Below are 15,136 nucleotides of genomic sequence, written 5' to 3'. Positions count from 1 at the left end.
TTGAAGAAATCTGAACTCAAAGAATTTTTAGATGAAAAGGTTATTCTTTACAATAACCCTAAATTTATTGAGTCAGATCCAATTCAGATTCCGCATACTTTTTCTAAAAAAGAAGATATTGAAATCGCTGCTTTTTTAACCGCTACTATTTCTTGGGGCAACAGAACCATGATTATAAAAAATGCTTTTAAAATGATGGAATTGTTAGACAATGCTCCTTATGATTTTATTAGCAATCATCAAGAAAAAGACCTACAAACCTTTGAAAACTTTGTGCATAGAACTTTTAATTATATTGATTTTCAGCAATTTGTAAAATCATTACAACACATTTATCAAAATCATCAAGGTTTAGAACATGCTTTAGCAATAAAAGATAAAACCACTACGTATCAAACTGCCATTCATCAATTTAAACAAATTTTCTTTGAAGTTAAGCATCAACAAAGAACCCAAAAACATGTTTCAGATCCGTTAAAAAATTCGGCTGCAAAACGAATCAATATGTTTTTACGTTGGATGGTAAGAAATGACAATGCTGGCGTAGATTTTGGAATTTGGCAAACACACAATCCAGCGCATTTATCTTGTCCTTTAGATGTGCATTCTGGAAATGTTGCCCGAAAATTAAAACTCTTAAAAAGGAAGCAAAACGATTGGAAAGCTTTGGCTGAACTCGATAAAAATTTAAGAAAATTAGACAAACAAGATCCTGTAAAATACGATTTTGCATTATTTGGTTTGGGTGTTTTTGAGAAGTTTTAAAGAGGCCTCCTCTACCTCCTCCAAAGGAGGAGAACTCTTTGTAGAGATATTTACTGGAACTTCTTTGTAATTTTTCACAAAATGTTGAATAAAAAAACCTATACTTTATTTGGTTTTATCAATTTTCTCTTTGTGAAACTTTGAGATTTCTTTGTAAATCTATGTGAAACACATAAAAATCTAAAATCAATATTAACAAAACATATTCTATTATTTTGGTTATTTTTGATGTTGACTTAAATTCAAACAAACCACACTATTACGATGAAAAAAATTATTTTTCTTTTTAGCATTTTGCTTTCTACCCAAATTTCATCACAAGATCATAGAATTCCTTTAGACACTATGGTAGTTACTACAAATTCGGTAGTCATCAAAGGAAAAACTGTACCTTATAAAGCCATTACAGGAATGCAACCTGTTTGGGATGACAATGGAAATATTACAGCCTCTTTATACTATACCTATTACAAAAGAAGTGATATTAAAAATGATGAAAACAGACCTATAATTATGTCTTTTAATGGTGGGCCAGGTTCTGCTTCTGTTTGGATGCATATTGCTTATACTGGGCCTAAAGTGTTAAAAATTGATGATGAAGGGTATCCTGTGCAACCCTATGGAATTAAAGACAATCCAAATTCTATTCTAGATGTGGCTGATATTGTGTATGTAAATCCTGTAAATACAGGATATTCTAGACCAGTTGTTGCAAAAGGTAAAAAGTTAGACAAATCTAAATTTTTTGGCATAAATGCAGATATCAAATACTTGGCAAGTTGGTTAAACACCTTTATCACCAGAAACAATCGTTGGAAATCGCCTAAATATATTATTGGAGAAAGTTATGGTGGAACTCGTGTGATGGGCTTGGCTGCAGAACTGCAAAACAGCCAATGGATGTATTTAAATGGCGTAATTATGGTGTCGCCTGCAGATTATAAAGTATTGCGTACAGAGAGTTCTATAGATTACGCCATTAATTTACCTTATTTTACTGCTGCAGCTTGGTATCACAACATGTTACCTCCAGCTTTACAAAATAAAGATTTATTAGACATTTTACCTGAATCCGAAAATTATGCCATTAATAATTTATTGCCTGCTATCGCCAAAGGCGGATTTATTACTGAGGATGAAAAAAGTAGCGTTGCTAAAAAAATTGCATATTATTCTGGATTGAGTGAAAAAGTAATTCTTCAAAATAATTTAGAAGTGTCACCATCCTTTTTTTGGAAAGAATTATTACGAGATAAAACAGGACAAACTATTGGACGATTAGATTCAAGATACTTAGGAATAGACAAACGAGAAGTTGGTACAAGTCCGGATTTTAATTCGGAATTAACATCTTGGTTACACTCCTTTACACCAGCTATTAATTATTATATTAGAGAAGAGTTGAATTTTAAAACCGATGTAAAATACAATCTTTTTGGCTCTGTAAGACCTTGGGACAATCGTAATAATAACGTAAGAGAAGGTTTGCGCCAAGCAATGGCACAGAATCCTTATTTAAAAGTTTTAATTCAGTCTGGTTATTATGATGGAGCCACCACTTATTTTAGTGCAAAATATACCATGTGGAAAACAGACCCAAGTGGAAAAATGAAAGATCGTTTCTTTTTTAAAGGATACAGAAGTGGGCATATGATGTATTTAAGAAACGAAGATTTAAAACAAGCAAATGATGATTTAAGAACATTTATTAGCAATAGTTTATCTAAAGGAAAACCTGCAAAATATTAATTGAATGCAATTTCAAAACCCAGCCATTTTATACTTTTTACCATTATTGATTGTCCCGATTTTGGTGCATCTTTTTCAGTTGCAAAAGTTTGTAAAAATGCCATTTACAAATGTGGCTTTTCTACAAAAATTAGTACAAGAAACACGCAAGAGTTCACAGATTAAAAAATGGCTGATTTTAGCATCAAGATTGTTGTTATTTACTGCAGTAATTTTTGCATTTGCACAACCTTATTTTAGCGATAAAAAAATAGAAACTCATCAACATACTTTTGTGTATTTAGACAATTCTTTAAGTACAAATACCAAAGGAAAAAAAGGAAACCTATTGCAAATAGCAGCTCAAGAAATTATAGAAAACGCCTCACAAAAAGACAGCTATTCTTTGCAAACAAATACAAACTTTTATGATGATATTACTTACGATGAATTTAAAAATAAACTATTATCAATAAAAAACACATCAAAAAAAATAGATTTTCAGAGTATTTTATTAAAAGCCAACAACTCTCAAAAAACAAAAAGCAACACTTTACATAAAAACGTTTTAATTTCTGATTTTCAGAATACTTATAAAAAAATGTTTACAAATGTAACAACTAATTTTTCTGCTATTCAACTACAAAGTAGCACTAAAAACAATATTTCTATTGATAGCGTTTTTATCAACAATGAAAATACTACAAATTTAACAATAAACGCAATTGTAAAAAACCAAGGAAATGATAAAAAAAATATTCCTGTAGCCATTTTTAACGGCAATAAATTAATCAGCAAACAATCTTTTTCTATTGATAAAAACACCAAAAAAACAATTTCATTTGTTACTCAAAATACACCCGAATTTTTAGGTAAAATAGCAATAACTTTTAATGATACATTTGCTTTTGATAATACCTTTTATTTTAGCTTAAATACCACTAAAAAAGTAACTGTTTTAAACATTGGAAAAAAAGCTAAATTTTTATCTAAAATTTTTACCAAAGATGAGTTTAATTATACCCAATCTAATATACAAAACATCAATTACAACTCCATTTTAAAACAACAAATCATCATACTAAATGAGCTCGAAAACATACCAGAAATAGTATCTAAAAGTATTATTGATTTTTCAAAAAAAGGCGGTACTGTTGTAATTATACCAAGTTTAAAATCTGACTTGTCATCGTATAATAAATTCCTAAATAAAATTGGAAATGCAAGAATTCAATCAAAAATATCAGATAGCTTAAAAATTACTAAAATCAATTTTAATCATCCATTATTTAAAAATGTATTCGCTAAAAAAGTGAATAATTTTCAATATCCTATGGTTAAGAGCTACTACCCTATTTTATCTAAAAAAATTAGTAGTATCATCAATTTTGAGAACAACAGTAGTTTTATAAGCCAGTTGAATAACACTAAAGTGTATTGGGTTTCTAGTGCTTTGACTAAAGAAAATAGCAACTTTTTAAACTCGCCTTTAATTGTGCCAGTGTTTTACAATTTCGGAAAGTTAAGCTTTCAACACTCTAAATTGTATTATTATTTAGATGATGAAAATAAAATAGACGTAGAAACCAACCTTAAAAAAGATGAAATTCTAACCATTAAAAGTCATAAAAACTCATTTATTCCACCTCAACAAACCTATCAAAATAAAGTAAGTATTACCACAAAAGACTATCCTTTACAGGCTGGTTTTTACAGTATTGTAAGTAAAAAAGACACCTTACAAACCATTGCTTATAACACCCCAAAAACAGAAAGTTTACTCAACTTTTTAGCTATAAATACCCTAAGCTCAGAAAATACAACTATTGATGTTTCAACTTCCATTCCAGATTTTTTTAGTGAATTGAACAAAAAAAACGAAGTTCATTGGCTTTGGAAATGGTTTTTAGCCTTGGCAATTGTATCTTTGTTTTTAGAAATTTTGATTTTAAAATTCTATAAACCATGAGTACGCTTCTTAAAAATGCAGTAATTATAGATAGTACCAGTCCTTATCACCTACAAAAAAAGGATCTTTTAATTACTGATGGAAAGCTTGAAAAAATTGAAGATTCCATAGAACCAAAAGAAAATTACAACCTAATTGCTTTAGAAAATTTACATGTTTCTTGTGGTTGGTTTGATACAAGCGTTTCATTAGGTGAACCTGGTTTTGAAGAAAGAGAAACCATAAAAAATGGACTAGAAGTAGCTGCAAAAAGTGGTTTTACGGCTATTGCAGTAAATGCAAATACCAATCCTGTAATTGATTCAAAATCTGATGTTGAATATGTGATTAACAAAGCACAGCATTCAGCTACAAAATTATATCCTATTGCTGCGTTAACGAAAGGAAGTAAAGGTATTGAAATGGCTGAGTTGTATGATATGCAACAATCTGGAGCCATTGCTTTTGGAGATTATAATAAGCCTGTAGAAAATGATAACTTAATGAAAGTTGCCTTATTGTACGCTCAGAATTTTGATGGCTTAGTGCTCAGTTTTCCTAAAAATAATGCCATTGCTGGTGAAGGAATTGCTAACGAAGGCATTAATAGTACAAAATTAGGGTTAAAGGGAATTCCTGCTTTAGCAGAACACATTCAAATTGCTAGAGATTTATTTTTGCTAGAATATACAGGAGGCAAATTACACATTCCTACAATATCTACAGCCAAATCTGTAGCCTTAATTAAGGAAGCGAAGAAAAAAGGATTGCAAGTTACTTGCAGTGTTGCAGCACATCATTTGGTATTGACTGATGATGAGTTACATGGATTTGACAGTAATTTTAAAACAAATCCGCCTTTACGAACCAAAGCAGATATAAAAGCATTGCAAAAAGGCGTAAAAGAAGGTGTGATTGACATGATTACCTCTGACCACAACCCTATTGATATTGAAAATAAAAAAGTAGAATTTAGCCAGGCTTTAGATGGTGTAATTGGTTTAGAATCTGCCTTTGGTGCTATTAATTCTGTATTAAACATTTCAAATTATATTGAAGCAATTACCTCAAAACCAAAAGAAATTTTTGGGATTGAAAATCATGCTATCAAAGAAAATAATGTAGCAGACATTACCTTATTCAATCCAGCAGAAAACACAGTTTTTGCTAAAGAAAAGATATTATCAACATCCAAAAATAGTCCTTTTATCAACAAAAAATTAAAAGGAAAAGTATATGGGGTTTTTGCCAACAACCAATTGATTTTAAATTAAATATTATGGAAAACACTTCTGTTAAAGACGGAAAAACAATAGCCATTATTAGTCATCTTTGGGTGGTGGGTTTGGTTATTGCTTTTATTATGAATATGAATAAGAAAAATTATTTTGCCAGTTTTTACATCCGACAAATGATTGGTTTAAATATTCTTCAATTTTTAAACGGCGCTATTATGTATAGGTATTTTGGAGACACAATTGGTTGGATTTTAGGTATCGTACTTTTTGTGCTTTGGATTATATCTCTAATAGGAGCCATACAAGGCGAAGAAAAAGAAGTGCCAGTGGTTGGAGAACATTTTCAAAACTGGTTTAGAGGAATTTAATTCATAAAAGAGGTTTAGCATCATTTTAAAATCTACAAAAACAGCATTGCTATAAAACAGAAATCTAGTTATAAGATTATGAGTTTACATTATATTGTTAGAGAGCCTTTGGTAAAAACCGAAAATCCACCTTTGTTAATCTTACTCCATGGCTATGGAAGTAACGAACAAGATTTATTTTCTTTTGCTGAAGAATTACCCCAAGAATTATTAATTGTAAGTGCACAAGCACCTTACGAAATGGGTTATGGCGGTTATGCTTGGTATGCCATTAATTTTGATGATAAAAATGGTAAGTTTTCAGATTTAAAACAGGCCAAAGCTTCTATTGAAAAAATTGCTGTTTTTATTGATGAAATCAAAGAAAAATACAACACAAACCCAAACAAAACTTTTTTACTCGGGTTCAGCCAAGGGGCTATTTTAAGTTATTCCTTAAGTTTTATATATCCCAATAAAGTAAATCATATTATTGCTTTAAGCGGTTATATCAATCATGATATGATTCCGAAACAAATTTCAGATGCTATAAAAACAGATTATTATTCTTCTCATGGTACTGTAGACCAAGTTTTACCTATAGAATGGGCAAGACAAAGTAAAGCTTTTTTAGACAAATTAGGTTTAGAAAACGAGTATTCAGAGTACCCTGTTGGTCATGGAGTGGCGCCTCAAAACTTTTACAGTTTTAAATCTTGGATAGAAGCACGTTTGTAATTTTTTAATTTTAAAAACTCAATTCTGCACAACTTAAAATTACATAACATGAAATATAAAGCCATTATTTTTGATTTAGATGGCACACTCATTGACTCGCTTTACGACATTGCAGACTCTATGAATGTTGTCCTCCAAAACCTCAACCATCCTACGCATAGTTACGAAAAACATCAAAGCTTTATAGGAAGTGGCATTAGAAGTTTGGTGGAAAAAGCATTACCAATTAACCAACGAAATGAAAAACAAGTTGAAGCTTGTTATAAGGCCATGTTAGAGGTATATAGTAATAATTGCACAATCAAAACAAAACCATATCAAGATATTATTAAACTCCTTGACGAACTAATTTCACGCGATGTAAAATTATGTGTATTATCAAATAAAGCAAATGAATTTACAAAGAAAATTGTAACAACAATTTTACCCAATTATTTTAGTGATGTACGTGGCTTAACTATTGAAGCTTACAAAAAACCACATCCTTTTGGAGCTCTTGAAATAAGTAAAAAACTGCAAATTAAAACAGAAGAAATAATTTACGTAGGCGATACTGGCATAGATATGAAAACTGCTAAAAATGCAAATATGCTTGCAGTAGGTGTATTATGGGGTTACAGACCCAAAGAAGAACTCATTACTAATGGAGCCAAACATGTTTTACAAAACCCATTAGATTTAATTGATATTTTATCTTAAATCTTCTTTTACATACAACAACCTAAATTGATTTTTTTAATGGATTTCAAGGAAGTATAAAACGTAGTATATCAAAATAAAGTTACATAAAATTCAGTTATTAAAACTAACTTTTACAAATTCAATAAAAATTCACAATCGATATCATCTTCTTATTATTTTGAAAATACTTTTCGGATATTTGCAAAAAGACTTCCTTTTCAATAGAAAATAATGATTGATAATTCTACTTTAGAGACTTTGCACAACACACTTTCTGGTGATGTCTTATACGATAATTTACACAAAACATTATATGCAACAGATGCTTCTGTATATCGTAAAATTCCGTTAGCAGTTGCTTTTCCAAAAGACGATAGCGACATCAAAATTTTAATCGATTTTGCTTTAAAAAATAACATCACTTTAATACCTAGAACAGCTGGAACTTCTTTAGCTGGCCAATGTGTGGGTGATGGAATTGTAGTAGATGTTTCCAAGCATTTTACCTCGATTCTTGAATTTGATGAACAAGCCAAAACCATAAAATTAGAACCAGGTATTGTAAGAGATTCACTAAATGTATTTTTAAAACCTTATGGTTTATTTTTTGGTCCAAACACCTCAACCTCTAACAGATGTATGATTGGTGGTATGGTAGGTAACAATTCGTCTGGAAGCACCTCTATTAAATATGGTGTTACACGCGATAAAGTATTGGCAATTGATGCCATTTTAAGTGATGGTAGTACTGCTACGTTTCAAGAAATTACATCCAAAGAATTCATCAATAAAGCCAAAGAAAATTCGTTAGAAGGCAAAATTTACAGGTCCATATACTCAGAACTTTCATCAGCAGCTGTACAGCAAGAAATTAAAAAAGAATTCCCAAAAGAAACCATTCACAGAAGATGTACTGGTTATGCTGTAGATGAATTTCTTAAATCTGATTTGTTTGGAGGTACAGAACCAACAATAAATATCGCTAAATTATTAGCAGGAAGCGAAGGAACTCTAGCTTTTTCAATTGCAATTACTTTACAACTAGACGATGTTGCCCCAAAAGAGAGCATTATGGTTTGTTCTCATTTTAAAAGTATAAATGAAAGTCTTAAAGCAACATTAACAGCTATGAATCACAATTTATACAATTGTGAGCTGATGGATAAAACCATTTTAGATTGTACCAAAAATAATCGTGAATTGGCTAAAAATCGTTTCTTTTTACAAGGTGATCCAGAAGCTGTTCTCATGCTAGAAGTTGCTGCCAATACCTTACCAGAAGCAGAACTTTTAGCAGACAATTTAGTAGCTGATTTGAAAAAATACAACTTTGGATATCATTACCCAAAAGTTTATGGTTTAGATATTGCTAAAGTGCATTATTTACGAAAAGCTGGTTTAGGTGCTTTAGGAAATATGGTTGGTGATATGAAAGCTGTAGCGTGTATAGAAGACACTGCTGTTGCTCTAGAAGATTTACCTGATTATATTGAAGAGTTTACCAAAATCATGACAAAATACCAGCAAAACGCGGTGTATTATGCACATGCTGGTGCTGGCGAATTGCATTTAAGGCCAATTCTGAATTTAAAAAAGTCGGAAGATGTGGTCTTATTCAGAAAAATAACTACTGAAACTGCAAAATTGGTAAAAAAATACCAAGGTTCGTTTTCTGGTGAACATGGAGATGGAATTGTACGTGCAGAATTTATTCCGTTAATGATTGGTGAAAACAATTATCAATTACTACGAAGAATAAAAAAAGCATTTGACCCCAATAACGTATTCAATAAAGGAAAAATAACAGATGCTTTTGCCATGGATAAAAGCCTACGTTATGAAATTGATAGAACTGAACCTGTAATTGAAACCATTCAAGATTTTTCTGATAGTGAAGGCATTATAAAACTTGCTGAAAAATGCAATGGTTCTGGAGATTGCAGAAAGCCTGTAGAAGCTGGTGGAACCATGTGCCCAAGTTATAGAGCAACAAAAAACGAAAGTGAAACTACAAGAGCAAGAGCAAACGTTCTTCGTGAAGTTTTAACCAATAATTCCGCGAAAAACAAGTTTGATTCCCCAGAATTAAAGCAAGTTTTAGACCTGTGCTTAAGCTGTAAAGCCTGTGCTTCTGAATGCCCAAGTAACGTAGATATTGCTACTATGAAAGCAGAGTTTTTATATCAGTATCAAGAAACAAATGGCTATTCTTTTCGAAGTAAATTGTTTGCAAACAATGCCAAATTGAATAAAATTGGTAGTCTAACACCTTCTTTAGCCAATTTAGTTTTAAATACTAATTTAGCAAAAACTGCTATGGGCGTTGCTGTAGAAAGAAGCGTTCCTAAATTAGCGAAACAAACATTAAATAGTTGGTATAAAGAACATTCTAACAATTCAAATCAGAATGTCATTTCGAGCGCAGTCGAGAAATCTCAAAATAAAAAAATCTATCTTTTCAATGATGAATTCACCAACTTTTATGACGTAGAAATAGGAAAAGACGCTGTTTATCTTTTAGAAAAACTAGGCTACAAAATCAACATTATTAATCACGAAGAAAGTGCTCGAAGCTATATTTCGAAAGGTTTTTTAAAAGAAGCCAAAGCTGTTTGTAATAAAAATATTTTAATTTTTAAAGATATTATTTCTGAGAGTACACCATTAATTGGTATTGAACCTTCAGCTATTTTGACATTTAGAGACGAGTATATTAGATTAGCAGACGATAAATCATCCGCAGAAAAAATAGCTCAACACACGTTTACCTTTGAAGAATTTTTAGCAAAAGAAATTGTAAAAGGAAATATTGATAAAAGCCTCTTTACAAAAGAAGAGAAAACGTTAAAAATTCATGGGCATTGCCATCAAAAAGCATTATCTGGTACAAATGCTAGTTTTCAAGTATTGAACCTGCCAGAAAACTACAGTGTAACTATTTTAAATACAGGCTGTTGCGGAATGGCTGGTTCTTTTGGTTATGAAAAAGAACACTATAAAGTAAGTATGCAGGTTGGTGAAGATACGTTGTTTCCTAAAGTAAGAAATTGTAGTTCAGATACTGAAATTGCTGCAGCTGGTACAAGTTGTCGTCATCAAATATATGATGGTACAAAACGTACAGCCAAGCATCCTATTACATTATTAAAAGAAGCTTTAATTTAAGTTATGAGTAAAAAAAAGAAATATGTAGCTGATAAAAATCGCTATAGCAAAATACAGTATCGAAGAACCGGAAATAGCGGCTTGCTTTTACCTGAACTTTCTTTAGGCTTATGGCATAACTTTGGGGCAAATGATGATTTTAAAAATGCTAGAAACTTAGTAAAATGCGCTTTTGATAATGGAATTACGCATTTTGATTTGGCAAATAATTATGGGCCTCCTTATGGTGCTGCAGAAACTACGTTTGGTAAAATTTTAAAAAAAGATTTTAAAAAGTATAGAGATGAGTTGATTATTTCTTCTAAAGCTGGTTATGATATGTGGGTGGGTCCTTATGGAAATTTTGGATCGAAAAAATATTTAGTTTCTAGTTTAGACCAAAGTTTACAAAGAATGAATTTGGATTATGTGGATATTTTTTATCATCACAGACCAGATTATGATACGCCACTAGAAGAAACAATGGGCACTTTAGATTTGTTAGTAAAACAAGGCAAAGCACTCTATGTGGGAATTTCGAATTATCAACCAGAAAGAGCTGCAAAAGCTTTTAAAATTTTGAATGACTTTAGGAACCCCTTGCTTAATTCATCAACCAAGATACAATCTATTTGATAGGTGGGTAGAAGACGGCTTGCTAGCGTTATTAAAAAATACTGGAGTTGGTGCCATTTGCTTTTCTCCTTTAGCGCAAGGCATGTTAACAGATAAATACATTAAAGGTTTACCAAAAGATTCTAGAGCCATAAAAGATGGTCGTTATTTAAAAACTGATATGGTTTTAGAAATGCTTCCAAAAATTAAAGCCTTAAATAAAATTGCTAAAAATAGAAATCAAAACTTAGCCCAAATGGCAATTGCATGGATTTTAAGAGACCCAAAAATAACATCCGTTTTAATCGGTGCAAGCAAAACGAGTCAAATTTTAGATAGCTTAAAAGCAACTGAAAACACAGTTTTTGCTGATCAAGAATTGGAAAATATCAATAAAATACTTGGTAATTAACACTTTATACATTTATAAATAAAAGTTTTAAAGTTTCTTTAAGATAGTTTCTTTATAAATATGCTTAACTTTGTTTAACTATTAATTAAAAAAGATAAACAAAAATGAGCCAAACAAAAATTATTTTAAAATATGGAATCTTAACAACAGTATTAATTGGAGGATTCTTTTTTATATCAAAACTTATAGGAGTACATGAAAACCCTTATTTACGCTTTCTAAACTTAATCTTTGTTGTTATCGGTATTAGGCAAGCAATTACCACAAATATTAAAATCAACAAAGAAACCAACTATATTACCAATTTAGGTTTAGGATTGCAAACAGCTGCTTTATCTGTTCTACTATCTATAATTGGCGTAATTGGATACGTAGAACTTATAAATCCTGAATTTTTATTGAGCATGAATAATTCATTTTTAATTGGTGGAGATTTATCTTTAGCAGAATTATTTATAACCTTATTAATTGAAGGGATGGCTTCTGTATTTATTGGGTCATTTGTAGTGATGATGTTTTACAAAAATCACGATAAAGTGATGTTAAGTGAGCATAAAATAGTTTAAGCTATCCATTCAAACTCATTAAAAGGGTAATTCACCAATGCAAAACATCAATTAAAAAAAATTAAAAACATAAGTTTTTTTGTAATTTTAATTGATGTTATATTTTTTGATTTCGATAAGAAAATTGCTCTGATCTACATTTTACTACTTGCTTTTTACATGAGCTGGGTATAGCTTTTCAGGTTGATACTGATTTATTTTACTGAAAAACAGCAGATTGTCATTTCAAATATTACTGAGATAAACATAAATTTTTATTGAAAGTAGCTTGCGAAGCAAATAGTATTGCTAATCAATCTCAAATTTAAATTAAGATTTCTCCATTTCTCTCAAAATGACATTCGTTTCAAAGCGTAAAAATATAATATATTAAGAATCAATGGTTTTTAAATGAAAATCTGTTTTTTTACATCTTATCACCAAAGAAAATAGTGTTCATTAACAACTTATTTGTTCCAAACCAAAAAGCTCTAAAGTTAGTATTATCAGTAAAAACAATAACTCTACCTCTACCAAAACGTTGCACTTTAAAAGGTACTGTGTTCGGAATTACTTTTAAGTTTTCTTTAGAAATGTAACCACTCAATAATGGTTTAGCCGAATATTGAATAGGGTTGTTATAACTGTTTTTATCAGCTTTTAAAAACATGGTAGAATTACGAAATAGTGCAATTTTATCGTTTTTATAACCGAAGTTGATTGGGTGACTTCTATCTAATTTGGCTTCAAAAATGGCTCCTCCAATAACCTGAGCTCCAGATTTTAAAGATCGGTTTTCGAAAGTAACATTCTTTACAGCATCTCGTTTCGGACTTTCAAAAGTTAAATTAATCATTTTATTACTGCTCAACCATCTAGTTGTGTTTTTATAGCCTATTACTATACCTCCATTTTGTACCCACGTTTTAATTTTTTCAATAACATTTTTTTCTAATCTACTGCTTGGTATTATAATATGCGTGTATTTAGTGATATCAATTCTAGCTAAGTTTCTTGTATCTAAACGTGTAATGTGCATATCAAAACGTTGATCGAACAAATGCCAAATTTCTCCAGAATCATTACCAGCTACTCCATCACCAACAATCATTGCTACTTTTGGTGTTGTAATTGCTGCAAAATTTCTGCTTCCTAAATCAATCCCATCATTTAAACCTGTTGTAACTGCTGTAAAACTAACATGACTATCCGCAGCCACTTCTTTTAAAAATTGATATAATTCTACCTCATTTAATTTTTGATTTTGAACAGGAATAAAAACAGTTCCGTAATCATACGCATTACCAGCGTTTTTAAAGTTTTTCATAGACACTTTTGCACGAATTTCTTTTTGTAAAATAGTGTTTAACGCTTTTGGTGTATAAAATTCGTTCCAAGCCATTAAATAACCATAATTGCTTTTAGCAGAAACAAAACCCGCTTTCATTTTTAAATCTTTAATCTCACTTCCTGCTTTTGATAGTGAAACGTTTTCGGCAAAATCTACCCCAAATGCGTGGTTAAATGTCCAAGCAGAAACATCGTAAAACAAACTATCTTTAAAGCTAGTTCTTACATCAAACATCGCTTTTACCAAACGTTGATTTTTCTGATTCATAGGCACCACATAACTGTACCCTTTTTTAAAAGTTTTTCCGTTTTCGGTAAAATCGGCCTTTATTTCATGAATTTTAATATGTTGCTTTTTTAGTACTTCTGCCAAATGATACGTTTTAGCAGCATCTTTTTCATCACCAAAAACAATAGCTTTATTTGATTCTGTGTTTCTAGATTGTTTGTAAAATTCTTGTTGATATTTTAAAATTTTTACACGCATATTTTTTGCAGCTTCTAAAGTTGACAAAGCTGCTGTAAACTGATTTCTGATGGTAAAAGGAAAGGTTAAAATTCCGTTTTCAGTTTCTTGTGCATGTCCTCTAGAACTTCCTTGTTCAAACAAAATACCTATGCTACCATTAATATCTGGAAAAGTAGAACCTTTACCATAATAATAATCGTCATAACTTTCTTCAGAATAATATAAAGAACCAATTTTGTTTAACGCTTTTGCATGATAAGTTGCAATTTCTTTGGTTAAATCTTGGTTCATTTGTGGCGTTAGCGGATTTGTTCTGCTTGGTATTCCTGGTTGAAAAAAGAAACTAGAGTTGCTACCCATTTCGTGATGATCAGTTAAAATATTTGGCAACCATTTATGAAAACTTGCAATTCTTGCAGTACTTTCTGGCAATTGCACAGGCAACCAATCTCTATTCATATCAAACTGATAATGATTGGTTCTGCCTCTTGGCCAAATCTCAGAAAATTCTCTATCATTAGGATCTGGGTTGATATTTTTACTTCTATTGGTGTTAGCCCAATAGGCAAAACGCTGCAATCCATCAGGATTAAAAGAAGGATCAAAAAGAATCACAACATTGTTTAATAAATCGTCTATATTATGTGCTGCAGCTAAATAATATGCCACTGCTAATGCTGCATTAGAGCCACTTGGTTCGTTACCATGGATAGAAAATCCTTGGTAAACCACAATTGGATGATCAGAAACATCTACGGTGCTATTATCTGTAGCTTCGATATGTTTTTTACGTATATTTTCTAAATTTTTATGATTTTCTGGTGATGTAATTGTAAGCAATAATAAGGGCCTATCTTCATAAGTTTTTCCTCTACTTTCTATTGAAATTCTATCTGAAGATGCTGCTAAAGCTTTCATATATTCTACCAATTTGTCGTGTGTAATATGCCACTCTCCTACTTCGTGACCTATTACAGATTCTGGCGTTGGAATTTCAGGATTAAAAGTGGTGTTTTTAGGTAGATAATACGATAAATTTACTTTTTGTGCTGTTAAAGAAAGTGAACTCAAAAAAACTAGTAAGAATATTTTTTTCATTTGTATAAAAAGTTTGATATGTAACAAATATAAGGAATCAAAGAGTTAATAATTACGT

General features: G+C 30.8%; 10 protein-coding genes and 1 pseudogene. 10 read left to right on the top strand and 1 reads right to left on the bottom strand.

Annotated elements, in window-relative coordinates; translation table 11 throughout:
- The 10 genes and pseudogenes from ACW9UN_RS11055 to ACW9UN_RS11010 all read left to right on the top strand — a co-directional run bounded on the left by ACW9UN_RS11055 (window position 1) and on the right by ACW9UN_RS11010 (window position 12,182).
- Window positions 1-765 carry a TIGR02757 family protein gene (locus ACW9UN_RS11055; RefSeq protein ID WP_459486326.1) on the top strand — a complete coding sequence of 255 codons (765 nt, stop codon included), beginning with the start codon at window positions 1-3 and terminating at the stop codon, window positions 763-765.
- Between the two features lie 264 nt (window positions 766-1,029).
- On the top strand, window positions 1,030-2,514 hold the full coding sequence (locus ACW9UN_RS11050; protein WP_459486325.1) for a S10 family peptidase: 1,485 nt from the start codon (window positions 1,030-1,032) through the stop codon (window positions 2,512-2,514).
- 64 nt (window positions 2,515-2,578) lie between these two features.
- On the top strand, window positions 2,579-4,462 hold the full coding sequence (locus ACW9UN_RS11045) for a BatA domain-containing protein (protein WP_459486443.1): 1,884 nt from the start codon (window positions 2,579-2,581) through the stop codon (window positions 4,460-4,462).
- On the top strand, window positions 4,459-5,715 hold the full coding sequence (locus ACW9UN_RS11040; RefSeq protein WP_459486324.1) for a dihydroorotase: 1,257 nt from the start codon (window positions 4,459-4,461) through the stop codon (window positions 5,713-5,715). The genes ACW9UN_RS11045 and ACW9UN_RS11040 overlap by 4 nt, the downstream gene beginning before the upstream one ends.
- A gap of 5 nt (window positions 5,716-5,720) precedes the next feature.
- Window positions 5,721-6,047 carry a DUF4870 domain-containing protein gene (locus tag ACW9UN_RS11035; protein ID WP_459486323.1) on the top strand — a complete coding sequence of 109 codons (327 nt, stop codon included), beginning with the start codon at window positions 5,721-5,723 and terminating at the stop codon, window positions 6,045-6,047.
- 78 nt (window positions 6,048-6,125) lie between these two features.
- Window positions 6,126-6,764, top strand: a complete 639-nt coding sequence (locus tag ACW9UN_RS11030; protein ID WP_459486322.1) for an alpha/beta hydrolase — start codon at window positions 6,126-6,128, stop codon at window positions 6,762-6,764.
- A gap of 48 nt (window positions 6,765-6,812) precedes the next feature.
- Complete coding sequence (locus ACW9UN_RS11025; RefSeq protein WP_459486321.1) at window positions 6,813-7,463, top strand: HAD family hydrolase; 651 nt, start codon at window positions 6,813-6,815, stop codon at window positions 7,461-7,463.
- Between the two features lie 213 nt (window positions 7,464-7,676).
- Entirely contained in the window at window positions 7,677-10,610 is a 2,934-nt protein-coding gene (locus tag ACW9UN_RS11020) for an FAD-binding and (Fe-S)-binding domain-containing protein (RefSeq protein ID WP_459486320.1), read from the top strand.
- A gap of 3 nt (window positions 10,611-10,613) precedes the next feature.
- Window positions 10,614-11,616: pseudogene (locus tag ACW9UN_RS11015) on the top strand (aldo/keto reductase).
- 104 nt (window positions 11,617-11,720) lie between these two features.
- The gene (locus ACW9UN_RS11010) at window positions 11,721-12,182 is read left to right on the top strand and encodes a hypothetical protein (RefSeq protein WP_459486319.1); all 462 of its coding nucleotides are present in this window, start codon (window positions 11,721-11,723) and stop codon (window positions 12,180-12,182) included.
- Window positions 12,183-12,588: 406 nt separating this feature from the next.
- On the opposite strand, the gene ACW9UN_RS11005 is transcribed toward ACW9UN_RS11010, so the two are convergent.
- On the bottom strand, window positions 12,589-15,078 hold the full coding sequence (locus ACW9UN_RS11005; protein ID WP_459486318.1) for a M14 family zinc carboxypeptidase: 2,490 nt from the start codon (window positions 15,076-15,078) through the stop codon (window positions 12,589-12,591).
- Window positions 15,079-15,136 lie beyond the last annotated feature (58 nt).

This window comes from Polaribacter litoreus (assembly GCF_054584775.1).
Note: the sequence above shows the minus strand (reverse complement) of the source record. Positions and strands in the feature narration are given on the sequence as shown.